The sequence below is a fragment of the Sphingomonas sp. BK481 genome, assembly GCF_014194875.1.
In the GTDB taxonomy this organism is placed as follows: Bacteria; Pseudomonadota; Alphaproteobacteria; order Sphingomonadales; family Sphingomonadaceae; genus Sphingomonas; species Sphingomonas aerolata.
In genome coordinates this window covers 18,312-41,555 of the sequence record NZ_JACIAP010000007.1, presented here as the reverse complement: position 1 = coordinate 41,555, position 23,244 = coordinate 18,312, and the positions used below count along the sequence as shown (strand labels likewise).

At 68.7% G+C, this 23,244-nt stretch carries 25 protein-coding genes; 10 read left to right on the top strand and 15 right to left on the bottom strand.

Annotated elements, in window-relative coordinates; translation table 11 throughout:
* Positions 1-81: 81 nt before the first annotated feature.
* From FHY04_RS14135 to FHY04_RS14105, 7 genes are all read right to left on the bottom strand, one after another.
* Complete coding sequence (locus tag FHY04_RS14135) at positions 82-1,158, bottom strand: cell envelope biogenesis protein TolA (RefSeq protein ID WP_183936893.1); 1,077 nt, start codon at positions 1,156-1,158, stop codon at positions 82-84.
* 27 nt (positions 1,159-1,185) lie between these two features.
* Entirely contained in the window at positions 1,186-1,623 is a 438-nt protein-coding gene (gene tolR, locus FHY04_RS14130) for a protein TolR (RefSeq protein ID WP_037531582.1), read from the bottom strand.
* A gap of 35 nt (positions 1,624-1,658) precedes the next feature.
* On the bottom strand, positions 1,659-2,351 hold the full coding sequence (gene tolQ, locus FHY04_RS14125) for a protein TolQ (RefSeq protein WP_031440027.1): 693 nt from the start codon (positions 2,349-2,351) through the stop codon (positions 1,659-1,661).
* A complete protein-coding gene (locus FHY04_RS14120; protein WP_031440026.1) occupies positions 2,348-2,809 on the bottom strand; it encodes a YbgC/FadM family acyl-CoA thioesterase in 462 nt (153 codons plus the stop codon). Before FHY04_RS14120 ends, tolQ begins: the two co-directional genes overlap by 4 nt.
* Positions 2,810-2,900: 91 nt before the next feature.
* A complete protein-coding gene (locus FHY04_RS14115; protein WP_183936892.1) occupies positions 2,901-3,701 on the bottom strand; it encodes a hypothetical protein in 801 nt (266 codons plus the stop codon).
* 133 nt (positions 3,702-3,834) lie between these two features.
* Positions 3,835-4,854, bottom strand: a complete 1,020-nt coding sequence (locus FHY04_RS14110) for a nitronate monooxygenase family protein (protein WP_031440024.1) — start codon at positions 4,852-4,854, stop codon at positions 3,835-3,837.
* Between the two features lie 97 nt (positions 4,855-4,951).
* Complete coding sequence (locus tag FHY04_RS14105) at positions 4,952-6,205, bottom strand: aspartate kinase (RefSeq protein WP_031440023.1); 1,254 nt, start codon at positions 6,203-6,205, stop codon at positions 4,952-4,954.
* A gap of 52 nt (positions 6,206-6,257) precedes the next feature.
* Here FHY04_RS14105 and ubiG point away from each other — a divergent pair, with 52 nt between their 5' ends.
* The gene (gene ubiG / locus FHY04_RS14100) at positions 6,258-6,998 is read left to right on the top strand and encodes a bifunctional 2-polyprenyl-6-hydroxyphenol methylase/3-demethylubiquinol 3-O-methyltransferase UbiG (protein ID WP_183936891.1); all 741 of its coding nucleotides are present in this window, start codon (positions 6,258-6,260) and stop codon (positions 6,996-6,998) included.
* A 299-nt stretch (positions 6,999-7,297) separates the two neighbouring features.
* A complete protein-coding gene (locus tag FHY04_RS14095) occupies positions 7,298-8,797 on the top strand; it encodes a DUF2029 domain-containing protein (protein ID WP_183936890.1) in 1,500 nt (499 codons plus the stop codon).
* On the opposite strand, the gene FHY04_RS14090 is transcribed toward FHY04_RS14095, so the two are convergent.
* From FHY04_RS14090 to FHY04_RS14080, 3 genes are read right to left on the bottom strand one after another with little or no spacing between them, the layout of a single operon-like run.
* Positions 8,679-9,875 (bottom strand): glycosyltransferase, encoded by a 1,197-nt coding sequence (locus FHY04_RS14090; RefSeq protein WP_183936889.1) that lies wholly within the window; start codon positions 9,873-9,875, stop codon positions 8,679-8,681. The two genes, FHY04_RS14095 and FHY04_RS14090, sit on opposite strands and share 119 nt — an antisense overlap.
* Before the next feature lie 18 nt (positions 9,876-9,893).
* On the bottom strand, positions 9,894-10,418 hold the full coding sequence (locus FHY04_RS14085; RefSeq protein ID WP_183937010.1) for a DUF2141 domain-containing protein: 525 nt from the start codon (positions 10,416-10,418) through the stop codon (positions 9,894-9,896).
* Positions 10,419-10,441: 23 nt separating this feature from the next.
* Positions 10,442-11,425 carry a hypothetical protein gene (locus tag FHY04_RS14080; RefSeq protein ID WP_167396700.1) on the bottom strand — a complete coding sequence of 328 codons (984 nt, stop codon included), beginning with the start codon at positions 11,423-11,425 and terminating at the stop codon, positions 10,442-10,444.
* Between the two features lie 178 nt (positions 11,426-11,603).
* Here FHY04_RS14080 and FHY04_RS14075 point away from each other — a divergent pair, with 178 nt between their 5' ends.
* Positions 11,604-12,695, top strand: coding sequence for a glycosyltransferase (locus FHY04_RS14075; RefSeq protein WP_183936888.1), 1,092 nt, complete (start codon positions 11,604-11,606; stop codon positions 12,693-12,695).
* On the opposite strand, the gene FHY04_RS14070 is transcribed toward FHY04_RS14075, so the two are convergent.
* From FHY04_RS14070 to pyrE, 5 genes are all read right to left on the bottom strand, one after another.
* Positions 12,640-13,707: an AI-2E family transporter gene (locus FHY04_RS14070; RefSeq protein WP_031439338.1), complete on the bottom strand. Its 1,068-nt coding sequence runs from the start codon at positions 13,705-13,707 to the stop codon at positions 12,640-12,642. The genes FHY04_RS14075 and FHY04_RS14070 overlap by 56 nt on opposite strands.
* A 1-nt stretch (position 13,708) precedes the next feature.
* The gene (gene lepB, locus FHY04_RS14065) at positions 13,709-14,704 is read right to left on the bottom strand and encodes a signal peptidase I (RefSeq protein WP_183936887.1); all 996 of its coding nucleotides are present in this window, start codon (positions 14,702-14,704) and stop codon (positions 13,709-13,711) included.
* Entirely contained in the window at positions 14,701-15,123 is a 423-nt protein-coding gene (gene acpS, locus FHY04_RS14060; protein ID WP_056407025.1) for a holo-ACP synthase, read from the bottom strand. Before acpS ends, lepB begins: the two co-directional genes overlap by 4 nt.
* Before the next feature lie 135 nt (positions 15,124-15,258).
* Positions 15,259-15,999 (bottom strand): pyridoxine 5'-phosphate synthase, encoded by a 741-nt coding sequence (locus FHY04_RS14055; RefSeq protein WP_107045503.1) that lies wholly within the window; start codon positions 15,997-15,999, stop codon positions 15,259-15,261.
* The gene (gene pyrE / locus FHY04_RS14050; protein ID WP_183936886.1) at positions 15,996-16,580 is read right to left on the bottom strand and encodes an orotate phosphoribosyltransferase; all 585 of its coding nucleotides are present in this window, start codon (positions 16,578-16,580) and stop codon (positions 15,996-15,998) included. The genes FHY04_RS14055 and pyrE overlap by 4 nt, the downstream gene beginning before the upstream one ends.
* A gap of 269 nt (positions 16,581-16,849) precedes the next feature.
* Between pyrE and coxB the strand changes: the two genes are divergently transcribed.
* The 7 genes from coxB to FHY04_RS14015 all read left to right on the top strand — a co-directional run bounded on the left by coxB (position 16,850) and on the right by FHY04_RS14015 (position 23,184).
* On the top strand, positions 16,850-18,037 hold the full coding sequence (coxB, locus tag FHY04_RS14045) for a cytochrome c oxidase subunit II (protein WP_373929223.1): 1,188 nt from the start codon (positions 16,850-16,852) through the stop codon (positions 18,035-18,037).
* Position 18,038: 1 nt separating this feature from the next.
* Positions 18,039-19,703: a cytochrome c oxidase subunit I gene (gene ctaD / locus FHY04_RS14040; RefSeq protein ID WP_031393246.1), complete on the top strand. Its 1,665-nt coding sequence runs from the start codon at positions 18,039-18,041 to the stop codon at positions 19,701-19,703.
* Positions 19,704-19,916: 213 nt separating this feature from the next.
* On the top strand, positions 19,917-20,558 hold the full coding sequence (locus FHY04_RS14035) for a L,D-transpeptidase family protein (RefSeq protein WP_183936885.1): 642 nt from the start codon (positions 19,917-19,919) through the stop codon (positions 20,556-20,558).
* A gap of 91 nt (positions 20,559-20,649) precedes the next feature.
* A complete protein-coding gene (locus FHY04_RS14030; protein WP_166746379.1) occupies positions 20,650-21,549 on the top strand; it encodes a heme o synthase in 900 nt (299 codons plus the stop codon).
* On the top strand, positions 21,546-21,689 hold the full coding sequence (locus tag FHY04_RS14025) for a hypothetical protein (RefSeq protein ID WP_166746380.1): 144 nt from the start codon (positions 21,546-21,548) through the stop codon (positions 21,687-21,689). Before FHY04_RS14030 ends, FHY04_RS14025 begins: the two co-directional genes overlap by 4 nt.
* Positions 21,689-22,228: a cytochrome c oxidase assembly protein gene (locus FHY04_RS14020; RefSeq protein ID WP_031441785.1), complete on the top strand. Its 540-nt coding sequence runs from the start codon at positions 21,689-21,691 to the stop codon at positions 22,226-22,228. Before FHY04_RS14025 ends, FHY04_RS14020 begins: the two co-directional genes overlap by 1 nt.
* A 29-nt stretch (positions 22,229-22,257) precedes the next feature.
* A complete protein-coding gene (locus tag FHY04_RS14015; RefSeq protein ID WP_183936884.1) occupies positions 22,258-23,184 on the top strand; it encodes a cytochrome c oxidase subunit 3 in 927 nt (308 codons plus the stop codon).
* Positions 23,185-23,244 lie beyond the last annotated feature (60 nt).

Sequence of the window (23,244 nt, the reverse complement as noted above, 5' to 3'; positions counted from 1 at the left end):
GGCCCCGGCCTTCGCCGGGGAAGAGGCTGGCGATCATGGCGGGCCGGCGGGGGGACAGCGATCGGAACATAACGGACATCCTCATCCGGGAAGCTTGTAACGCAGGCTGAAATTGCTCCAGCCATTCTGCACGTCATACAGGTCGTCGGGCAAACCGCGCAGCGGCGAACAGCCCGTGAAGGTCGCGATCGCGAGATCGTCGACGCGGTCGACATAGCGCCGGTTCTCGTCGTCGACGCCAGCATGCCCGGTGATCGTCGGCCGCGACTTCAGCGTCCCGTCGCGATTGAGCTTCAGGTTGATCGTCACCCGGATCCGCTCCGCGCCCGGCCCCGGCGTCACCTGCCGGTTTGCGCAGGGCTGCACCTGTCGCAGGATCGCCGAGCCGATATTGGCCGCCGCCTGCGCACCGAGCTTGGCCGCCTTGGGCGCTTCCGACTTGCTCGGCGACGGATCCGCCGACAGGCCCTTCAGGAAGTTGTCCCCCAGCCGCGACCCGCGCGGCCGCGCCGCCTTCGCGTCCGCAGTCGATCCGCTGCCCTTGGTCGCGGACGGCTTGGCGGGCTTTGCCGAGGACGCCGCACTCTTGGCGGGCGCCGCGCTCGACTTGGCCGCGCTCTTCGCCGGTGCCGCCTTGGCGGGCGATGGCTTGGCCGCCGGTTTCGCGGGCGCAGGCTTGGATTTCGCCGGGCTCGGCTTGGCCGGCGCAGGCTTGGCCACCGGCTTCGGAACGGGCGCGGGCTTCGCCACCGGCTTGGGCGGCGCGGGCCTGGGCTTGGCCACCGGCTTGGGCTCGGGCTTCGGCTCAGGCTTGGGCGCCGGTTTGGGGGGCGCAGGTTTGGGCGCAGGCTTGGGGGGCGCCGGCTGCGGCGCAGGCGGCACCGGATCCGGCTGCGGCTCGGGCTCGGCCTCTTGCGGCGCGGGCGGTGCCGCATCCTCGGGCGGGCCCTCGTCGGGCGCGACCGATTCGGCGGGCGTCTCCGCCGATTGCGGCGCGGTCGTCTCGAGCGCCACGTCGGGCACCAGGCTGATGTCGATCGGCTGCTGGACGGGCTTGGGCGGCTCGGGCGTGTCGAGAAACCCGACCGACAACAGCGCGAACAGCACGACATGCCCGACCAGCGCGACGCCGAACCCGATCTTTTCGGAGCGATCCATCACCAAGGGCCCATCACCGCCGCGACATCAGTTGGGTGTGCCCTCGACCGTCACCAGCGCGACGCGGTTCAGCCCGGCGCGGTTGAGCTCGCCCATCACGCGCATCACCCGGCCGTAATCGAGCTTGCGGTCCGCGCGCAGCAGCACCTGCGGCTCGTTGCCGACTGCCCGGCTCGCCGCGATCGACGCGAGCCGCACCGGCAGCGCGTCCTCGCCGATCTGGTCCTGGTCGATGAACACCGCGCCCGTCGCATCCATCGAGATCTCGACGGGTTTCTGCTCCTGGTCCAGTGCCTTGGCGCGTGCATCGGGCAGGTTCACCGGCACGCCCGCGGTCATCAGCGGCGCGGTCACCATGAAGATGATCAGCAGCACCAGCATCACGTCGACCATCGGCGTGACGTTGATGTCCGCCATCGGCGCGCGCCGCCCGCGACCGCGACCCGAAGGAAGGTTCATCGCCATCTACGCGCCTCCCGTGCACAGCACCGGCCGGCCGCTCATCGCGCGCCGTCCAGCTGCCGCGACAGCGTCGCGTGGAAGCCGTCGGCAAAGCGGTTGAGGCTCGCCTCGATCCGGTTGATGCCGTGGCTGAAGCGGTTGTACGCGATCACCGCCGGGATGGCCGCGAACAGGCCGATCGCGGTCGCGAACAGCGCTTCCGCGATCCCCGGCGCGACGACGGCGAGCGAGGTGTTCTGCGCCGCCGCGATGCTCGTGAAGCTGCGCATGATGCCCCAGACGGTGCCGAACAGCCCGACGAACGGCGCGACCGATCCGACCGTCGCCAGCACGTTCAGCCGGTCCGACAGCGTGTCGATCTCGTGCGCGACCGCCGCGCCCATCGTCGTGGCGAGCCGCTCGCGTGTCCCGGCCTTGTCGATCGTGCCGCCCGCAGTCGACCGCCGCCACTCGGTCACCCCGGCCGCGAACACGCGCGCCGATGGCAGGTCGGTCTCGCTCTCGGCCTTGTAGAACACGTCGATGTCCTCGGCCTTCCAGAAGTCGCGCTCGAACCGCACCAGCCCCTTGCGGGTCTTGCCCAGCCGCCGCCAGAACGCGACGATCAGCGCCCAGGTCCAGACGCTGGCGAGCAGCAGCCCGATCATCACGCCCTTCACGACCAGATCGGCCTGTAGGAACAAGTGGATCGGCGACAATGTCGCGCTATCCATAGTCAGAACCGGATTCATGCTTCCCCCTGCCAGACAAGGCGTTCGTAGATGTCAGTCCATGCGCGCGGCTGGCGACGCGGCCGGCCGTTGGGGGCGATCAGCGCCGCCACCACGTCCGCCTCGGCCAAGACAAGCCCGCCGCACATGACTCGTTGATGAATGGCGACGCTGGCCGCGCGGACCTGCGTGATCCGTGAGACGATCACCAGCGCATCGTCGAGCCGCGCGGGCGCGGCATAGCGGATGGCGAGGCTCGCGATCGCATAGGAGCCCTCGCCCGCCTCGAACGCGGCGCGCTGGTCGATCCCGCCGACGCGCAGCATGTCCGACCGCGCGCGCTCCATGTAGCGCAGGTAATTGGCGTGGTAGACGACGCCCGACAGGTCGGTGTCCTCGAAATACACGCGCAGCGCGAACCGGTGCTCGCGCCCCGCAAAGCGCCCTCCCGCCGGTTGATCCTGCTCTGCGTCAGCCATTCCGGGGGCTGTTAACCCAAGCATCGCCGCGAAGAAAGCATTCGCGTCGCCCGGCCCGCGGTTTCGCACCGCCGCAGGTGGAAGGCTCGTCTTATTGCAGGGCGCCCGGATCGACCTGCAGCTGCGGACGCGGCGCGACGGGAAGCGGCGGCTGCGTGACGGGCCGGAGCTGCGCCTGCAATCCCGGCGTGGCGGGCGCGGCGGACGGCAGCGGTGCCATGCCGGAACCGCCGACCGGCACTGCGCCGTTGCTCGCAAAGATTACGCGCTGTGCCGGGAGCGGCTGCACCGCGGTGCCGCGCCAGGCGTCGAACGCACGGTAGAAATCGGTGAAGGGCTGCTCGAGCATCGGCAGCCGCGTCGCCGCAAAGCTCGCCAGCATCGGCCCCGGCACGCTCGCGCCCTCGGCCAGCACGCGCCCTGCCGCTTCGCAGAACGCATCGCGCGACGGCGACTGCGAGAAGAAATTGTACAGCCGCGTCATCGAATCGTCGTAGCGATCCTGCCAGTCGCCGCCGCCCGCGCGATATTCCGCCGAATAGGTCGCCTCGGCCTTGGCGAGCACCGGCTTCTGCGCGGCGAGCATCGCGTTGTAGCCCGCGACGATCACCGCCTCGTCGGGTCCGCGGCACGCCAGTGCCGCGACGTTCAGCGCGGCGCGCAGGTGCCAGATCTTTGCGGATTCGGTCAGGTTGCGGTTCGGCGTCGGATAGGTACCGTCGGCGAGCACCGCGGGGATCTTCATCCCCGGAAACGCGCCCTTGGGCAGCGGGGCCGCGACCGGCACCGGCGCGACCGGCGCCGGTGCGGGCGCCGCGACCTCGACCGGCTTCCGCGCGCACCCGGCGAGCAGGGCTGCGGTCACCGCAATCATCGCAAACTGACGCTTCATCGACTCAAGTCCTCGCTGTCCCCCGACCGAGACAGACCTGCCGCGATAAGGTTAACAGGGTATAAAACGCGTACGCGACTGCAACCCTAATGCGACGAACGGCACGATCGCAGCGTGTTAGGCCGGCGAAGGATCAGGCCGCGCGTGCCTCGAGCGCCGCCGCGGCCTGTGCCATCAGCTCGGCGATGATGTCCGCGACCGGCTCTTCCTTGGTGACCATGCCGACCGACTGGCCCGCCATCACCGACCCATGCTCGACATCGCCGTCGACCACCGCGCGGCGCAGCGCGCCCGCCCAGTAATGTTCGATCTGCAACTGCGCCTCGCCCATCGCCACGCGTCCCTCGTCGAGATGCCCCGCAACCTCGCGCTGCTTGGCCGAGAACAGCTCGCCCGCTGCATTCTTCAGCGCGCGGACCGGAATGACGGGAAGCCGCGCGTCGAGCTGGACGCTGGCGATCGCATCGCGCGCCGACGCGCGGATGAACGCCTTCTTGAAATTGGCATGCGCGATCGATTCGGTCCCGCAGACGAACCGCGTGCCGAGCTGGACGCCCGCCGCGCCCATGTCGAGATAGCCCGCAATCGCCTCGCCGCGACCGATCCCGCCTGCGACGAACACCGGCACCAGCTCGGCGATCTCGGGCAGCATCTCCTGTGCCAGCACACTCGTCGACACCGGGCCGATATGCCCGCCGGCTTCCATGCCCTCGATCACCAGCGCATCCACGCCGCTGCGGATCAGCTTTTTGGCCAGCGCCAGCGTCGGCGCGAAACAGATGACCTTGGCGCCCCCCGCCTTGATCGCCTCGAGGCTGCCCTTGGGCGGCAATCCGCCCGCCAGCACGACATGGCCGACCTTGTGACGCGTGCACACCGCGATCAGCTCGACCAGGTCGGGATGCATCGTGATCAGGTTCACGCCGAACGGCTTGTCGGTCATCGCCTGCGTCGCGGCGATCTCGGCATCGAGCAACGCGGGCGTCATCGCCCCGCACGCGATCACCCCGAACCCGCCCGCATTCGAGATCGCGGAGACGAGGTTGCGCTCGCTCACCCACGACATCGCCCCGCCAAGAATCGCGACCTCGGACCCGAGGAATGCGGCGCCGCGCGCCATGCGGCGCTGAAGCCGGTCGCTGCCGATGGTCATTACAAAACTCCCGTTCGTGTCGAGCGAAGTCGATAAACCCCGCGCAGTATCCGTGACATATTTCCCGACAATGCTCGAAACGAACGGACGGTGTCCGTCAAGCCGCATCCTCGGCGTCGAGCCCGTAAGCCGTATGCAGCACACGCACCGCCAGCTCGGTATAATCCTCTTCGATCAGCACACTGACCTTGATCTCCGACGTCGCTATCGCCTGGATGTTGATCCCGCGCTCACCGAGCGTCGTGAACATCGTCGAGGCGACGCCCGCATGGCTGCGCATCCCGACGCCGACCACCGAGACCTTGGCGACACGCGTGTCGTGGACCAGGCTCGCGAAACCGATCGCGTCCTTCGCCTTGTCGAGCACGTCGAGCGTCCGCGCCAGATCCGCCGAGGGCACGGTGAACGTCACGTCGGTCGACCCGGTCGAATGCGCGACGTTCTGGACGATCATGTCGACGTTGATCCCCGCATCGGCGAGCGGTGCGAAGATCGCCGCGACCGATCCCGGGCGATCGCTGACCTGCGTCAGCGTGATCTTCGCCTCGTTCTTGTCATGCGCGATGCCGGTGATGAGCTGGCGTTCCATATCGTCGATTTCCTCTTCGCCCACGATCAGCGTGCCGCGGTGTCCGTCACTGGTATCGCCATCCTCGAACGAGGACAGCACGCGCACGCGCACATTCTCTTTCATCGCCAGGCCGACAGACCGCGTCTGCAACACCTTGGCGCCGACGCTGGCGAGTTCCAGCATCTCCTCATACGTCACCTTGCCGAGTTTGCGCGCACGCGGCACGATCCTCGGATCGGTCGTGTAGACGCCGTCGACATCGGTATAGATGTCGCAGCGATCGGCCTTCATCGCCGCCGCCATCGCGACCGCCGAGGTGTCCGACCCGCCGCGCCCCAGCGTGGTGACGCGCTGGCCCTCCGCCACGCCCTGAAACCCCGGGATCACCGCGACGACCCCGTCCGCCAGGCTCGCATCGAGCGCGACCGTGTCGATCTCGCCGATCCGGGCCGAGCCATGCGCGTCCGACGTGTTGATCGGCAGCTGCCACCCCAGCCACGACCGCGCCTTGCATCCCGCGGCCTGGAGCGCGATCGCGAGCAGCCCGCTCGTGATCTGCTCGCCCGCCGAGACGACGACGTCATATTCCTTCGCATCGTACAGCGACGACGCCTCGCGACAGAAGCCGACCAGCCGGTCGGTCTCGCCCGCCATTGCAGAGACGACGACCGCGACCTCGTTGCCCGCATCGACCTCGCGCTTCACGCGCGCCGCGACGTTGCGGATACGTTCGATCCCGGCCATCGACGTCCCGCCGAATTTCATCACGATACGGGCCATGGGCAGCGTAAATCCCTTTGGGTCGAAGCGGCGGCCCTGATAGGTAGCGCGCATGATACTGGCAAGTGACCGCAACGAAAGCGCAACAATCGATCCCCGGGAGGCCGCGCATTTCGGCACGATGGCGGCCGACTGGTGGAACCCCAAGGGCTCATCCGCGCCGCTCCACCAGCTCAATCCGCCTCGCCTGCGCTACATCCGCGACCGGGTCGACACGCACTGGCACGGCGACGGCACGGGCTTCACCCCGCTCGCCGGCCGGACCGCGCTCGACGTCGGCTGCGGCGCGGGGCTGCTCTGCGAACCGCTCGCGCGGCTCGGCGCCAGCGTGACCGGGATCGACGCCGCGCCCGAAAATATCGCCGCGGCAGAAATACATGCGGCGCAGAGCGGACTCGCGATCGACTATCGCGCAGGCGGCGTCGAGGGGCTCGACGGCCAGTTCGACCTCGTCACCAGCCTCGAGGTGATCGAGCATGTCAGCGACCCGACAGGCTTCGTCCGCGGTCTCGCGCGCGTGCTGGCCGACAATGGCCTGCTGATCCTGTCGACCCCGAACCGCACGCCGCTGTCACGGCTCGCGATGATCACGATCGCCGAAGGCACCGGCCGCATCCCGCGCGGCACGCACGACTGGAACAAGTTCCTCACCCCCGACGAACTGACCGCGCTGCTGCGCGACGCTGGCCTCCACGTCGTCCACACGCAAGGCCTCGGCTTCTCGCCGGCAACCGGCTTCACGCTCAGCGATTCGACCAGCCTCGACTATTTCCTGACCGCGGTAAAAGCCTGACCCTTGCCCCGCCCGGCACCACACCGGCGGACGCTATCACCCCAGTCGGCACCACCACCCCGGCAGCCACCACCACCCCGGCGAAGGCCGGGGCCCAGTTGGGAAAGCCTGAGTAACGGAACGCGACCCTCAGCCATGACCGTCCGCCAACTGGGCCCCGGCCTCCGCCGGGGTGGAACCAAATCCCGCCGGGGTGGAACCGAAGACTGCCGGGGTGGAACCGAGTAATGGAGCCTAGCCCTCCCCAACCCTGTTCACCCGCGAAGGCGGGTGCCCAGACTGGACACCCGCCTTCGCGGGTGAACATCCTTCTTCTAGGGGGTTTAGCCGCGCTCTACATCGCGCTCGCCCTCCTCCGCCCCGTCGACCACGACGAAAGCCAGTATGTCGCCGCCACCGTCCTCACCGCGCACGGCCTGCTCCCCTATCGCGACTTCGCCTATCTCCAGACCCCGCTCCAGCCCTTCCTCCTCGCACCGATCGCCGTCCTGACCGGCGCCTGGACCTGGCCCGCCCTCCGCGTCACCAACGCGCTGCTCGGCCTCGCAACCGTCGCGTTCGTCCACGCCGCCGCGCGCCGCACCGGTGCCGGCCCCGCCACCGCGCGCCTCTGCGCGGCGCTGTTCGCGACCACCGACATCCTGCTGTTCAGCATCGGCACCGCGCGCAACGACGCGCTCCCCGCCGCCTGCCTTGCCGCCGCGCTCTGCCTGATCCTCCGCGACAACCGGACCCGCGCCGGCGCACTGACAATCGGCCTTCTGCTCGCCGCCGCGGTCGCCGCAAAAATCTCCTACGCCCTCCCCGCCGCCGCCTACGGCCTCTACGCGCTGCTCCATTCCCGCCACCGCGTCTGGCTGGTGGCGCTCGGCGCGCTCCCGATCGTCGCCTTCGTCGGCTGGACCTTCGCGCTGTCGCCCGAAGGCTTCCTGTTCGGCACGCTGCATTTTCCCGCCCAGGCGCCCGCAGAATATTACGCGGCACGGCCCTGGAAGCTGTCGCTTGCCGCCAAGGCGCTCGATTCGCTGAAGTTCCTCGCGCTCGGTGCCGCGCTGCCCGCCCTCGCCCTCGTCGCGCGCGCCGCGATCCGTCGTCGTCGCGTCACGCTGCCCGACCTGCTCGTCCTCGCCGGGCTGGTCGCCGCGCTACTCCCGGTGCCGACCTGGCGGCAATATCTGCTGCCGATGCTGCCCCCGCTGTTCGTCGCGCTCGCCGCCGCCGGGACCGCGCAACCGCCGACCCGCGCAACCGCCCGGATCATGGCCGTCTTCGCGCTGCTCGGCCTCGCACCGACACTTGCCACGCTTGCCGAGCCCGGCCGCCTTTCGCTCGTCACCGCCATGCGCGAAGCCGCCACGCTGAGGCGAACGCTCGACGCGCGCGGGATCACCGGCCCGATCGTCACGCTGTCGCCGCAGGTCCTGCCCGCCACCGGCCGCCTCCCCGATCCCCGCTTCGCCGCCGGCCCCTTCTACTTCCGCAGCCGCACCCTGCTCGACCCCGCGGCAGAGGCCCGTCTCCACCTCGTCGCACGCGATCGCCTGCACCTCGCCCCGAGCACCGTCATCCTCACCGGTGGCGAATCCGCCGCGACCGCGGGCGATTCGCAACTCGACGCCGCGCTCGAAAAGGCGGCATCCGGAGCGGTCACCGTCCCCGGCACCCGCTTCCGGCTGTCGGTCACGCCGCCAGCCGCCCCCGTCGCGCCGCGATCAGCCCGGCATAATAGTCCACCAGCTCGACCGCATGCGCATGATCCGAGCGGACCTGTGCCGACGCCACGACCGCCGCGCGCCTGAGCATCCCGCGGTCGCGCGCGAACAGCCGCGCGATCGCCGCCGCCGCCGCGGTCGCATCGCGCGCCGTATAGAGCTCGCTGGCATGCCGGTCGGCGATCTCGGCGCACCCGCCCGTATCGGGCACGATCAGCGGCAGCCCCGACGCCATCGCCTCCGACGCGACCAGCCCGAACGGCTCGGCCTCCGACCCGTGGATCAGCGCGTCGCAGCTCGCCATGATCGCGGCCAGCCGCTCGCGGTCATAGACCGGCGCGAACATCCGGATATGCGGCGATCCGCCGATCCGCCGTGCGATCGCCTTGCTCTGGCTGCCCGTGCCGAACAGGATCAGCCCGATCGCCAGGTCGGTGCCCGCGCGCGCGACCGCGTCGACGACCAGCGGCCAGCGCTTCTCGCCGTGATGCCGGCCCAGCCCGATCAGCAGCATCGCGTCCGCCGGCAACCCGCATTGCTGCAACAGCCGCCCCCGCAGCGCCTCGTCGCGCAGCCGTGGCGAGAAATGGCCGCGCTCGATCCCCAGCGGCATCGCCGCGTCGATCCGGACCCCACGCGCGCGCAACCGTTTCTCCAGTGCGGGTCCGTTGGTGACGACCGTATCGAACCGCGTCAGGAACCGGTTCATGTACCGGCTGTACCAGCCGAACGCGCGCTCGATCCGGTCGTGGCTGGCGAACCCTGCGAACCAGCGCTGCGCATAGGCGGCGATATTGTCGTTGTGCATGAAGAAGGATTTCAGCGCGCGCTGCTGCCCGTCGGGCCCCGTCCAGTCGCCGACGAACCAGGCGGGCCGCCAGGGCGAACAGCATTCGACCACGTCGGGATCGAGCTCGTCGAGCACCCGGTGGATCGCCGCACGATCCCAGAACAGCCCGTAATTGCGATCGAACGGCATTCCCGGCGATTTGAGATAGATCACGCGCCCGCCACCCGGCCGCTCCTCGACGCGGTCCTCGCGGCCCGGCGCGACGACGATCAGCTCGTGCCCCAGATCGGCGAGGATCCCCATCTTCCGGTCGATATAGGTGCGCACGCCACCACCGGTCGGCGAGTAGAATTCGTTGACGTCGACGATCCGCATCTCAGCCCGCCCGCCCCCTCACTTGCCGTCCAATGGGCCGAACCCGCCCAGCCCGCGCAGATATTGCGCGCGGATCGTGACATGCGTGAGTCCGGGCCCGACCTCGATGATCGCCTGGTCGACCTTGGGTCGCGATCGGCCGAGCCGGTCGCCCTTCACGAACCCCGCGCCGTCCGACCAGAGACTGAACTTGGCCCGGCCGTCACGGTCGTGCGTGAACAGCAGCGCGTAGCGGCCCGGGTGCGGCACGCGGATGCACAAGGCAGTCGGGCCGGTCGCGGGGGCCGGCACGCTGATGCGGCGAAACGTCTTGCCCGCCGCGATCAGCTCGCGGTCGCCGCGCAGGAAATCGGCCTCGTCGGGCGGATAAAGCTCGAGCATCAGATTGCCCTTGCGATCCTTCAGTCCGACGATCGTCGCTGCGATCGCCGGCCCCTCGTCGCGCTCGCACGCCTGCGCGTCGCTGCCGAGCATCGGCTCCTGGATCGCCGCCCGGCCGCCGGCCCATGCCGGGGCGGCGCCCGCGACCAGCCCCGCCAGCATCAGTACCGCCCCAAGATATCGGTTCACGCACGCGTCCTCATCGCGATCGCATGCCCGCTGAATATGACAATCAGAATGACGTGGACGAGCAACGTCAGCGCCGCGGTGAACGCGACGAGCTCCGACAGCGCCTGGTCCTGGCCGATCAACAGGATCGCGAAATTGGCGAACAGCAGGTCCTTGTTCGGCACCAGCGGCAGCCGCGACACGAGCAGCCGCCCCGCCGCCAGAAACAGCCACATCGCGATCGACACGCCGGGCAGCGCGAAATGCCAGGCGAGCGCGATCAGCAGCGATCCGCACATCAGCCGGATGCAGTGGATCATGAACACCCACCACAAGGTCGCGCGTGGCAGCGAGAAGACGCGCCGCGAGAAGATCAGGAACGGCAGCGAGATCGCAAAGGTGATCGCCGCCGACCCCAGCACCGTCTTGAACAGGTCGGGCGGCAACAGGTCGCGGCTCAGCGGCAGCGCGATCGCGACCATCGCCAGCGTGATCGCGTTGCCCGCGATCGCCGACAGGATCGTCACGTCCTTCACTGCGCCGAACGGCGACGCCACCATCCGTGCCCGCGCCCGCGCCCAGGCATAGAAATAGGCGTCGCCCGAATAGCCGAACACCACCTCGTTCGCGATCCGCTTCTTGATCAGCGCGACCAGCCCCGCGACCGGGATCCCCCACAACCGGCGGAAGATCACGTAATCCCCCGTCGGCGGCGACATGTAGAGCAGCGCGAAACACAGGTAGAATCGCGGATCGGACGGCACAGACCGCGACAGTCCGGCCAGCCCGTGCGCGAACAGCTCGCGCGCGAGCCCCGCGATCATCGCCAGCGTCAGCACCGCGCCGATGATCGCTGGCCACCGGCTGCGGAAGGTCTTGAGCGGTTCGAGCCCGACGATATCGGCTCCCGCCTGCACCACCCCCGCCTGCACCACCCCGGCCGCGGAACGACCCGGCGGGTTCCCGGCCGTCAGCGCGGAGCCCGTCATACGCGTACGCATCGAACGATCCTCGTCCTGTACCGCGCACCCGGCCTTTCCGGGCATGCCATCACGCCGCGCCAATAGCCGCCCCGCCGCCGGCTTGCACGTGAAGATCGAGTCATCCGTCCCCGAACCCGCGCGGTTCGCCGCCGCTTACCCTCTCGCCATCGCGCCCCGGCCGCGCCATCTGTGCGCGATGCCGGGCGCTGACCACATCCTCACCTATGCAGACGACCTGTCCGGCGGCGGCGTCGAGCGCGCGCAGCTGCGACTTGCGCGCGGCTGGCTCGCCGCGGGTCGCCGCGTCACGCTGGTGATCGGCGACCCGACCGGCCCGCTCGCCGCCGAACTTCCCGCCGGCCTTGCGATCGTCCCCGGCACCGCGCGCACATTGCCCGGCCTCGTCCGCCGCCTGGCCCCCGACATCCTCTTCTGCCCCGGCAATCATTATACCGGGATCGCCGCCTGGATCCGGCTCAGGCTCGGGCGCGCCTGTCCACCGATCGTCGGCAAGATGTCGAACGCGCCCGACCGCGGCGACCATGGCCGCCTCCTCCACGCCGCACACCGCGTCTGGCTCGCGCGGCACGGCCGGTTCCTCGATCATCTCGTCGCGATGACGCACGCCACCGCGCTGCAGGCCGCCGCCGCGACGCGCATGCCGGGCCGGGTCAGCGTCATCCCCAACCCGCCGGCACGCGCCGCGCCCGGCGCGACGCTCCCCGTGCTGCCGTCGCGGTTCATCCTCGGCGTCGGCCGGCTCGAACCGCAGAAGCGCTGGGACCGGCTGCTCGCCGCAGTCGCCGCGCTCGCCGACCGCGACATCGCGCTCGTCATCCTCGGCGAGGGCGCATGTCGCGGCGCGCTCACGGCGCAGGCGATCGCACTCGGCCTTGCCGCCCGCGTGCACCTGCCCGGCCATGTCGCCGATCCGCTCCCGGCAATGGCGCGCGCGCGGCTCGTCGCGCTGACCTCGGATTTCGAAGGCGTGCCGGGGGTCCTGCGCGAGGCGCTGTCGGTCGGCACGCCCGTCGTCGCGACCGATTCGAGCCATGCGATCGCCGAGATCGTCGACACCCCCGCACGCGGCACGATCGTCATGCGCGACGACGGCCCCGCACTCGTCGCCGCACTCGACGCCTGGCTCACCTCCGGTACGCCGCGACCGGCACCCGTCCCGCAACCCGGCAGCGACTCGGCCGAACGCTACCTCGCGCTGTTCGACACGCTCGTCAGTCCGCGGCCTTCTCGTCCTCGCGGTCCGACCGGCGCTCGAGCGCGGTCTTGAGCATCGCGGTCATCGGATCGGCAAGCGCGAGGCCGAGGATCCCGAACAACGCGCTCGCCAGGATCTGCGCGCCCAGCGTCAGCGCCGGCGGCAGGTCGACGGTGCGCTTGGCGACCATCGGCACGATCACATAGCCGTCGATCGTCTGCACCACGAAATAGGTGCCGATCGCCCAGTACCCGGTGTCGACGCCCGCGCTGAAGCCGACCGCGACCATCAGCACGCCGGTGACGATCGCACCGATATTGGGGATGAAGGCGAGGATGCCCGCGATGATCCCGAGCAGCATCGCCATCGGCACGCCGCCGATCGCCAGCGCGATCCCCGTCGCGACCCCCTCGACCGCCATGCCGAGCAACCGCCCGGCGAGCAGCCGCCGCATCGTCTCGCCCATCGTTACCATCGTCCGGGCGAATTCGTCGCGCAGGTCGGTCGGCACCATCCACTGCACGCCGCGCGCATAGGTGCCCGGGTCCATCGCGATGAACAGCCCGAGCACGAGGATCATGAACAGGCTGGTCAGCGCGCCGATCGCGGTGCCGACCCAGGATGTCACGCGCCCGACCGACCCCAGCGCCTGCTTGGCGATCCCGCTCACATCCGACACGCCCGGCATCAGCCCCTGCGACGCCAGATAGCCCGTGAACCGGTTCGCCTGCAGCTCGAGCGTCGAGCGCAGCTGCGTCACCTGTTCGGTCACCTGCACCCCGGTCAGCACGAACGTGCCGATCATGAACACCAGCACCAGCACCACGACGATCAGCAGCCGCCACCCCCGGCTGATCGGCAGCACGCGCCCGAGCAACCGGACGCCGCCGTCGAGCAGCGACGCGAACACCACCGCGGCGAAGATCAGCAGCAACGGCTGGACCAGCACGATCGCCAGCGCGATCAGGCAGGCGAGCCCCAGCCAGATCGTCGCGCGCCGGATTTCCTTACGCAACGCCGGGTCGCGCATCTCGACCGGGCTGGCCTCGTCGACGCGCTTGGTCGCGCCGCTATCGTCGGCCATCTCAGTTCGCCGTTGCAGGGTGCAGCGACGTGCCCGCGCGATCCGACCGGAGCGATCCCCACCAGGTCAGCGGGTTGTAGGTCGCATCGCCGTCGAGGCTGAAGGTGATGAATTCCGCGCGCCCGCCCAGATTCTCGTATGGCACCGGCCCGCCAAGGCCGAGCTGCGTCAGCGCGAAGCGGCTGTCCGCGGACCGGTCGCGATTGTCGCCCATCAGGAAGACATGAGCCGCCGGGATCGTGATCGGCCCGTAATCGTCGCCGGGGCTCCAGCCCATCTCGATCGTGTCGAACCGCCGGCCATTGGGCAGCGTCTCAGTGATCGTCGGCAGGCGACAGATCATCGCGCCGTCGGCCCGCGTCTCGCGCGCGCCGGGATATTCGTCCTCGCTGCACGGGCTGTTGGTGTCGACCGGGATCAGCGTGTCGTGGACGGGGCCGCGCTTCACCGGCACGCCGTTCAGGATCACCGTCCCGCCGCGCACTTCCAGCCGGTCGCCCGGCAGGCCGATCACGCGCTTGATATAGTCGTTCTGCGTCCCCGGCGGCGTCACGATCACCACGTCGCCGCGCGTCGGCAGCGACCCGAACAGCCGCCCCTTGATGAAGGGGATCTGCACGCTCCAGCTGTCTTCCTGCTGGCGGAGCACGACGCTCTTGAAGATCGCGACCGGGTTCGGGATCGTCGGCGACACGAACGACCAGCCATAGGCGAATTTCGTGACGACCAGCCGGTCGCCGATCCGCAAGCCCGGCAGCATCGATTCGCTCGGGATATAAAACGGCTTGGCGATGAAGCTGTGGAAGCCGAGCACCACCAGCACCAGCCAGAATATACCCTTCACCTCGCCCCACCAGTCGGTCCCGCGCCGCGTGGGCGCCGTCGTCTTCGTGTGAGGGGAACCGTCGTTGCCCGGAGGCGGGACGGGTGTGGCGCCGACTCGCGATGCTGCCGGATTCTCGAGCGACTCTTTGCCGTCCAACGCCGCTTCCTTCATCGATCTTTATCCGCGGATAACAGGGGTATAGCTTCGATTATCACAAAGGCCTGCGCCCAGGGATGATCGTCCGTCATGGTCAGGTGCACGCGTGCGGCGTGGCCTTCGGGGGTCAACGCGTCAAGCCTCGCCTTGGCCCCGCCGGTCAGGGCCAGCGTCGGCGCACCGCTCGCGGCGTTGACGACGCCGATGTCCTTCATGAACACGCCTGCGCGAAACCCGGTGCCGACCGCCTTCGAAAACGCCTCCTTCGCCGCGAACCGCTTGGCGAGCGTCCCCGCCTTGGTGAACGGCCGCCGCGCCGCCTTGGCCAGCTCCACCTCGGTAAACACCCGCTGCTCGAACCGCTCGCCGAACCGCTCGACCGACGCCTGGATGCGCTCGATATTGCACAGGTCCGACCCCAACCCGATGATCATCGCGACGCCTGGAGTCGGAAGGCAAGATATGTTCTCGCGAAGGCGCGAAGGCGCGAAGCGAGCGGGAGACGCGAGCCCGGGGCGGTCTTCAGACTCTTCGCGCCTTCGCGCCTTCGCGTGAACCCCATCTGCACGCTACCGCGCCGCATCCATAGCCTCGCGCATCCGCCGCACCGCCTCGCCAAGCCCGACGAACAACGCCTCGCCCACCAGGAAATGCCCGATATTCAGCTCGCGCACCTGCCGGATCGCCGCGATCGGCGCGACATTGTCATAGGTGAGCCCGTGCCCCGCATGCACCTCGATGCCGTTCTTCGCCGCCAGCGCCGCCGCATCCTCGAGCCGCCGCAGCTCGACGCTGCGCGCATCGCCCGACAGCTCGGCATAACGGCCCGTGTGCAGCTCGACGACCGGCACCTTCAGCCGCACCGCCGCCTCGATCTGCCGCGCGTCGGGCTCGATGAACAGCGACACGCGGATCCCCGCCCCCGCCAGCGCGTCGACCAGCCGTGCCATCCGGTCATAATGCCCCGCCACGTCGAGCCCGCCCTCGGTGGTCAGCTCCTCGCGCTTTTCGGGCACGATGCACGCCGCATGGGGCCGGTGGCGCAGCGCGATGCCGAGCATCTCGTCGGTTGCCGCCATCTCCAGGTTGAGCGGGATCGCAAGCTCGGTCGACAGCCGCGCGATGTCGTCGTCGGTGATGTGCCGGCGATCCTCACGCAGATGCGCGGTGATCCCGTCCGCCCCCGCCGCCGCCGCGACCAGCGCCGCGCGGACCGGATCGGGATAGCCCGCCCCTCGCGCGTTGCGCACCGTCGCGACGTGATCGATGTTGACGCCCAGGCGCAGATGCGCGGTGCCGGGGGGGCTCATACGACGGCCCTGCTGCCGGGCTTGATCGCCGGGATCGCCGCGAGTTCGGGGGGCAGTGCATCCGCTGCATAGGTCGGCACGTCGAGCCGGATCAGCGGAAAGAACGGCACGCCCAGATCCGCCGCGCCGTTCGACCGGTCGACCAGCGCCGCCGCCGCGACCGTCTCGCCGCCCGCGCGCCCGATCGCCGCGATCGCTTCCTTCGACGACAGCCCGGTGGTCACCACGTCCTCCATCATCAGCACGCGCTGCCCCGGCGCCAGCCGGAAGCCGCGGCGCAGCTCGAACACGCCGTCGGGCCGCTCGAGGAACATCGCCTCGACGCCCAGCGCGCGCGCCATCTCATGACCGCAGATCACCCCGCCCATCGCCGGCGACACCACCGCGCTGATCGACGCGCGCAGGCTCGCCGGGATCCGCGCGACCAGCGCCTCCGCCAGCCGCGCGCCACGCCTGGGGTCCATCAGCACGCGCGCGCATTGCAGATAGCGCGAGCTGCGCAGGCCCGAGGACAGGATGAAATGCCCCTCGAGCAGCGCCTCGGCAGCGCGGAATTCGGCGAGCACGTCGTCTTCGGTCATCGCGGGTCATCGCTCCAATGAAATCTGTCGCGCTGTACGATCGCGGCAAAGTCCACGCAATGACAACCGCCACCGCCCCCGCGCCGGCCGCCCTACGCCCCGAAAAATTTGCCGGCCCGTGCAACAAATTCAACAAAGCCCGCACCGGGGTTGAGGCTCGCCCCGCCGCCGCCTATAGCCGAATGTCAAAATGATAAGCAGACATCCGCGCGTCCGTGATACGGGTTCGCACCAAACCGGGGTCAAGAAAAACGATGCGCATACTGGGGATGAGAGGATTGGCGATCGCAGCGGGGCTCGCACTGGCGAGTCTTGGCGGCGTCGCCGGGCAGGCTGCACCGGCTTCGCAGGCCGCCGCGACCGCGCCTGACACCGGCGCCGCGGGCGCTGCACCACAGGCCGCGGCCGGCCCGGCCGGCGTGTCGAACACCGCACCCACCAGCGCTGCCGCCCCGGCGACCGCGAATCCCTCCAGCCCGGCGCTCGCCGAGGATGGCGGCTATGCGATGGCCCCGACCCCCGGCGTGGGCCAGCCCACCCCCGGCACCGTCGGCCTCCAGCCACAGGTCACCAAGAACGGCGTCTTCGCGCACTGGATGCACAATGCGATCCTGATGCCGACGATCACCGCGGTCTCGCTGCTGGTGCTCGCTTTGCTCTTCTGGGTGGTGTTCCGCTATCGCCGCGCCGCCAACCCGGTGCCGTCGAAGACCAGCCACAACACCGTGATCGAGATCATCTGGACGCTCGCCCCGGTGATCATCCTCGTGCTGATCGCGGTCCCATCGATCGGTCTGCTCTCCGCCCAGTTCAAGCCGGCGCCCGCGGGCGCGGTGACGATCAAGGCGATCGGCAACCAGTGGTACTGGACCTACCAGTATCCGGATAATGGCGGCTTCGAAGTCACCGCGAACATGCTGAAGGAGGCCAAGGACGTCGGCGCTGGCGAACGCGCGCGCACCGATGCCGACGGCCCGCGCCTGCTCGCGACCGACAACCGCATCGTCCTGCCGGTCGGCGTGCCGATCCGCCTCATCACGACCGCGAACGACGTGATCCACAGCTGGGCGGTCCCCGCCTTCTGGATCAAGCTCGACGCGATCCCCGGCCGCCTGAACGAGACCAGCTTCACGATCGACAAGCCCGGCCTCTATTTCGGCCAGTGCTCCGAGCTCTGCGGTGCGCGTCACGCGTTCATGCCGATCGCGGTCCAGGCCGTCTCGCCCGCGCAGTTCGCGGCGTGGGTCCGGGCCAAGGGCGGCACGATGCCGACCCCGGGCCAAGCCTCCGACAAGGTCATTCCGCAGCCCGGCGCCGACGGCTCCGCGGCCAAGGTCGAGGAGGCGGCGGAAACCGCCAACGCCACCGGCCCGGTCGAAAACGTGACCACCGCAGCGCCTGCGACCACGCAGGGCGCGACCTCCAACCCGGCCGGCGCCGGCAACGCGGGACTCTAAGATGACCGACACCGCTCTCAACCCGTCGGCATTCGTCGCCCATGATGCGCACGCGCATCATCACGATGCCGATCACAAGCCCGGTTTCTTCGCGCGTTGGTTCATGTCGACCAACCACAAGGACATCGGCACGCTCTACCTGATCTTCGCGATCGTCGCGGGGATCATCGGCGGCTCGGTCTCGGGCCTCATGCGTGCCGAGCTCGCCGAGCCCGGTATCCAGTATCTTCAGGGCTGGGCCGGCATGCTCCACGGCGGCAGCGCCAGCCTCGACGAATCGCTCCACCTCTGGAACGTGCTGATCACCGCGCACGGCCTGATCATGGTGTTCTTCATGGTCATGCCGGCGATGGTCGGCGGGTTCGGCAACTGGTTCGTGCCGATCATGATCGGCGCGCCCGACATGGCGTTCCCGCGCATGAACAACGTGTCGTTCTGGCTGCTGATCCCCGCCTTCACGCTGCTGCTCGCCTCGCCCTTCTTCGGCGGCGCCGGCAATGGCTGGACGCTCTACGCCCCGCTCTCGACCTACGGCGAGCCCGGGCCGTCGACCGACATGGCTATCCTCGCGCTCCATCTCGCGGGTGCGTCGTCGATCCTCGGCGCGATCAACTTCATCACCACCATCTTCAACATGCGTGCGCCGGGCATGACGCTGCACAAGATGCCGCTGTTCGTCTGGTCGATGCTCGTCACCGCGTTCCTGCTGCTGCTCGCGCTCCCGGTCCTCGCGGCCGCGATCACGATGCTGCTGACCGATCGCAACTTCGGCACGACCTTCTTCGACCCGGCCGGCGGCGGCGATCCCGTCCTCTACCAGCATCTGTTCTGGTTCTTCGGCCATCCCGAAGTCTACATCATGATCCTGCCGGGCTTCGGCATCGTCAGCCAGATCATCTCGACCTTCAGCCGCAAGCCCGTCTTCGGCTATCTCGGCATGGCCTATGCCATGGTCGCGATCGGCGTGGTCGGCTTCGTCGTCTGGGCGCACCACATGTTCACCACCGGCCTGTCGGTGAACACCAAGATGTACTTTACCGCCGCGACGATGGTCATCGCGGTCCCCACCGGCATCAAGATCTTCTCGTGGATCGCGACGATGTGGGGCGGCTCGATGAGCTTCAAGACGCCGATGGTCTGGTCGATCGGCTTCATCTTCATGTTCACCGTCGGTGGCGTGACCGGCGTCGTGCTCGCCAATGGCGGCATCGACGATTACATGCAGGACACCTATTACGTGGTGGCGCATTTCCACTACGTGCTCAGCCTCGGCGCGGTGTTCTCGCTGTTCGCGGGCTTCTACTACTGGTTCCCGAAGATGTCGGGCAAGATGTACAACGAGTTCCTCGGCCAGCTCCACTTCTGGGTGTTCTTCATCGGCGTGAACGTCATGTTCTTCCCGATGCACTTCCTCGGGCTCCAGGGCATGCCGCGCCGTTACCCGGATTATCCCGACGCCTACGCGCACTGGAACTATGTCGCGACGGTCGGCTACATGATCATGGCCGCGGGCATGGCGATCTTCTTCGTCAACCTGATCTGGTCGCTGATCGCGGGCAAGAAGGCGGCGGACAATCCGTGGGGTGAGGGCGCCACGACGCTCGAATGGACGATCTCCTCGCCCCCGCCCTATCACCAGTTCGAGACGCTCCCGAAAATTGACTAAGGCGGACAAGGGCCATCAGGCCCCCGCAAAAACCGAAAGCGCCCCGGGGCAACCCGGGGCGCTTTTTTCATTTCCGCCCCCCCAAACCGTCATCCTGACGAACGTCAGGACCCAGAGCCCAGCCGGACAACGCTCGCCCGAAAATCGTCCCACCCCGGCACGCCCCGAAATCCCCCGCTAGCCAAACCCCGCGCGGGTCCCCAAACACGGCGCATGCCGACGCTCCAGCACCTCGCCGTCTCGATTCTCGGCCTGACCCTCGCCGGCGGCACCGCGATCGCGCTCACCGGCGCCCGCCCCGTGACCGCCACCCAGGCCCCCGCCGCACCCCGCACCGCGCCAAAGGCCCGCCCAGCGGCCCCCGCCCCGAAACCCGCCGCCCCGGATCCCGCTGCCTACACCGTCAAGCGCATCCTCCAGATCCCCGGCCCCATGCGGCAGGGCGACCATTACTGGGATGAGACCGGCGCGCCCCAGGGCCCCGTCATCGTCACCGTCGACCTCGCCGCGCAGACCGTCTCGGTCTTCCGCGCCGGCTATGAAATCGGCACCGCGGTCATCATCTACGGCGCGGACGACAAGCCGACCCCGCTCGGCGTCTTCCCGATCACGCAAAAAGACGCGGACCACGTCTCCAACATCTACAATGCGCCGATGCCGTACATGCTGCGGCTGACCAATGACGGCATCTCGATCCATGGCAGCGAGGTCGGCGACGGCTATGCCACCCACGGCTGTATCGGCGTGCCCAGGGCGTTCGCGAAGCGGATCTTCGATGCGGTGAAGCTCGGCGACCGCGTGATCGTCACCGATGGCGAGCGACTCGACCTCGGCCAGCCGATCACCGCCGCCTGATCGGCGCCCGCCACCATACCCGGGTTTCGATTTCCCCAGCAGAACCATCGCTTTCCCCGAACGGCAGGGTCGCGTATAGGCCTGCGCAACCATGACCACTGCGACGCCCCTGCTTCCCCCCGCCGAATGGCGCGACTTTCTGGCGCTGACCAAACCCCGGGTGATGACGCTCGTCGTGTTCACCGGGCTGTGCGGCATGCTTGCCGCGCCCGTCGGCATCCATCCCGTGATCGGCTTCACCGCGATCCTGTGCATCGCGCTCGGCGCGGGTGCGGCGGGGGCGCTCAACCAATGGTATGAATCCGACATCGACGCAGTCATGCGCCGCACGCAGAAGCGCCCGCTTCCCGCCGGCCGGATGGACCGTCAGGCCGCGCTGCATTTCGGCGTCGGGCTCGCGAGCTTCTCGGTCCTGCTGATGGGGCTCGCGGTCAACCTCGCCGCGGCCGCGATCCTGACCGTCTCGATCCTGTTCTACGTCCTCGTCTACACCGTCTGGCTCAAGCGCCGCACGCCGCAGAACATCGTCATCGGTGGTGCGGCGGGCGCCTTCCCGCCGCTGATCGGCTGGGCTGCCGCGACCGGCGATGTCGCGCTGCTCCCGCTGCTGCTCTTCGGGCTCGTCTTCCTGTGGACGCCGCCGCATTTCTGGGCACTCGCGCTGTTCGTGAAGACCGATTACGCCAATGCGGGCGTGCCGATGCTCCCCGTCGTCGCGGGCGAACGCGTCACCCGGACCCAGATCGGCCTCTACACCATCCCGATGGCGCTCGCCGCGGTGCTCCCCTGGCCGCTCGGCCTGGTCGGGAATTTCTATGGCGTCGTCGCGACCGTCCTGACGGGGATCTTCGCCTGGCTCGTGGTGGTCGTCGCGACGCGCACGACCGGCACCGACGACGCGATGAAGCCCGAGCGGCGCTTGTTCAAATATTCGATCCTGTATCTCTTTGCGATGTTCGGCGCGCTCGTCGTCGATAGGTGGCTGGCATGAACGACGACAAGACCCGCGAAGACCTGATCCGCCGCCGCCAGATGGGCCGGGCCAAGGTGATGGCGCTGCTGCTCGGCGCGTTCGTCATCCTCGTCTTCGCCATCTCGATCGCCAAGATCCAGGCGGGGATGCCGCACTGATGCGGGTCGAACGCACCACGCGAACCGCCCTGCTCGCGGTGCTCGGCATCTGCTTCATGACCGGGCTCGCCTTTGCCAGCGTGCCGCTCTACCGCCTGTTCTGCCAGGTCACCGGGCTCAACGGCACGACGCAGCGCGGGCTCGTCGCCCCGGGCGGGACCGATCGCCAGATCCGCGTCGATTTCGATGCCAATGTGAACCCGAAGCTGCCGTGGAAATTCGCGCCCGAAAACCCGTCGGACACGATCGCGGTCGGCGCGCGCGACATGGCGTTCTTCACCGCGACCAACACCTCGGACCGGCCGATCACCGGCACCGCGACGTTCAACGTAACGCCCGCGCAGGCCGGCAAATATTTCACCAAGATCCAGTGCTTCTGCTTCACCGAGCAGACGCTCAAGCCCGGCGAGACCGCGCGCATGCCGGTGATCTTCTTCGTCGATCCGAAGATCCTGAAGGATCCCGACGCGGCGGATATCCAGACGATCACGCTCAGCTACACGTTTTACCCGGTGGATTCCGCGAAAAACGCAAGCTAGGACAGTCGTAAAGAACATAGGGGAGTACCATGGCCGGCGCCAAGAACCACGATTATCACATCCTGCCGCCCAGCGTCTGGCCGCTGGTCGGGTCGATGTCCGCACTCGTGATGGCGGTCGGCGGCGTCATGTGGATGCATGGCGGCCATGTCGACAAGCCCAATGGCGGCGGCTGGATCTTCTTCATCGGTCTCGCCGGGCTGCTCTTCACTTTCTACAGCTGGTGGGCCCAGGTCATCGCCGAGGCGCGCGCGGGCGACCATACCCCCGTCGTCCAGCTCCATTTCCGCTACGGCATGATCCTGTTCATCGCTTCCGAAGTCATGTTCTTCGTCGGCTGGTTCTGGGCGTTCTTCGACTTCTCGCTCTTCCCGACCGCGATGAGCATCGTCGACGGCCAGGTCGAACGCGCCGCCGAAGGCGCGGCCGCGGTCGCCGCACAGTGGCCGCCCAAGGGCCTCACCGTCATCAACCCGTTCGAGCTTCCGCTGCTCAACACGCTGATCCTGCTGACGTCCGGCACCACCGTCACCTGGGCGCACCATGCGCTGATTCACAACCAGCGTGGCGGCGAGAAGACCGGGCTGTGGGGCATGATCGGCGTCGGCAACCGCGACGGCGTGCTCAAGGGCCTGTGGTTGACCGTCATCCTCGGCGCGCTGTTCAGCGCGATCCAAGCCTATGAGTATGTCCACGCGCCGTTCCCGTTCAAGGGGATCAACTATGGCGCCGCATTCTTCATGGCGACCGGGTTCCACGGCTTCCACGTGCTCATCGGCACGATCTTCCTGATCGTCTGCCTCGTCCGCGCCTATCGCGGCGACTTCACCCCGCGCCAGCATTTCGGCTTCGAAGCCGCCGCTTGGTACTGGCATTTCGTCGACGTCGTCTGGCTGTTCCTGTTCGTCACCGTCTATGTCTGGGGCGGCTGGGGCGCCCCCGTCCACGGCGGTTGAGCGTTCACGCCCACCCCCTACCCGCCTACCACCCCGGCGAAGGCCGGGGCCCAGTTGGGA

Excerpts from the sequence above, each read along its gene's own strand:
- FHY04_RS14135 (WP_183936893.1), bottom strand. The coding sequence starts at position 1,158 with ATGGATCGCTCCGAAAAGATCGGGTTCGGCGTCGCGCTGGTCGGGCAT.
- tolR (WP_037531582.1), bottom strand. The coding sequence starts at position 1,623 with ATGGCGATGAACCTTCCTTCGGGTCGCGGTCGCGGGCGGCGCGCGCCG.
- tolQ (WP_031440027.1), bottom strand. The coding sequence starts at position 2,351 with ATGAATCCGGTTCTGACTATGGATAGCGCGACATTGTCGCCGATCCAC.
- FHY04_RS14120 (WP_031440026.1), bottom strand. The coding sequence starts at position 2,809 with ATGGCTGACGCAGAGCAGGATCAACCGGCGGGAGGGCGCTTTGCGGGG.
- FHY04_RS14115 (WP_183936892.1), bottom strand. The coding sequence starts at position 3,701 with ATGAAGCGTCAGTTTGCGATGATTGCGGTGACCGCAGCCCTGCTCGCC.
- FHY04_RS14110 (WP_031440024.1), bottom strand. The coding sequence starts at position 4,854 with ATGACCATCGGCAGCGACCGGCTTCAGCGCCGCATGGCGCGCGGCGCC.
- FHY04_RS14105 (WP_031440023.1), bottom strand. The coding sequence starts at position 6,205 with ATGGCCCGTATCGTGATGAAATTCGGCGGGACGTCGATGGCCGGGATC.
- ubiG (WP_183936891.1), top strand. The coding sequence starts at position 6,258 with ATGATACTGGCAAGTGACCGCAACGAAAGCGCAACAATCGATCCCCGG.
- FHY04_RS14090 (WP_183936889.1), bottom strand. The coding sequence starts at position 9,875 with ATGCGGATCGTCGACGTCAACGAATTCTACTCGCCGACCGGTGGTGGC.
- FHY04_RS14085 (WP_183937010.1), bottom strand. The coding sequence starts at position 10,418 with ATGCTGGCGGGGCTGGTCGCGGGCGCCGCCCCGGCATGGGCCGGCGGC.
- FHY04_RS14080 (WP_167396700.1), bottom strand. The coding sequence starts at position 11,425 with ATGCGTACGCGTATGACGGGCTCCGCGCTGACGGCCGGGAACCCGCCG.
- FHY04_RS14075 (WP_183936888.1), top strand. The coding sequence starts at position 11,604 with ATGCCGGGCGCTGACCACATCCTCACCTATGCAGACGACCTGTCCGGC.
- FHY04_RS14070 (WP_031439338.1), bottom strand. The coding sequence starts at position 13,707 with ATGGCCGACGATAGCGGCGCGACCAAGCGCGTCGACGAGGCCAGCCCG.
- lepB (WP_183936887.1), bottom strand. The coding sequence starts at position 14,704 with ATGAAGGAAGCGGCGTTGGACGGCAAAGAGTCGCTCGAGAATCCGGCA.
- acpS (WP_056407025.1), bottom strand. The coding sequence starts at position 15,123 with ATGATCATCGGGTTGGGGTCGGACCTGTGCAATATCGAGCGCATCCAG.
- FHY04_RS14055 (WP_107045503.1), bottom strand. The coding sequence starts at position 15,999 with ATGAGCCCCCCCGGCACCGCGCATCTGCGCCTGGGCGTCAACATCGAT.
- pyrE (WP_183936886.1), bottom strand. The coding sequence starts at position 16,580 with ATGACCGAAGACGACGTGCTCGCCGAATTCCGCGCTGCCGAGGCGCTG.
- coxB (WP_373929223.1), top strand. The coding sequence starts at position 16,850 with ATGAGAGGATTGGCGATCGCAGCGGGGCTCGCACTGGCGAGTCTTGGC.
- ctaD (WP_031393246.1), top strand. The coding sequence starts at position 18,039 with ATGACCGACACCGCTCTCAACCCGTCGGCATTCGTCGCCCATGATGCG.
- FHY04_RS14035 (WP_183936885.1), top strand. The coding sequence starts at position 19,917 with ATGCCGACGCTCCAGCACCTCGCCGTCTCGATTCTCGGCCTGACCCTC.
- FHY04_RS14030 (WP_166746379.1), top strand. The coding sequence starts at position 20,650 with ATGACCACTGCGACGCCCCTGCTTCCCCCCGCCGAATGGCGCGACTTT.
- FHY04_RS14025 (WP_166746380.1), top strand. The coding sequence starts at position 21,546 with ATGAACGACGACAAGACCCGCGAAGACCTGATCCGCCGCCGCCAGATG.
- FHY04_RS14020 (WP_031441785.1), top strand. The coding sequence starts at position 21,689 with ATGCGGGTCGAACGCACCACGCGAACCGCCCTGCTCGCGGTGCTCGGC.
- FHY04_RS14015 (WP_183936884.1), top strand. The coding sequence starts at position 22,258 with ATGGCCGGCGCCAAGAACCACGATTATCACATCCTGCCGCCCAGCGTC.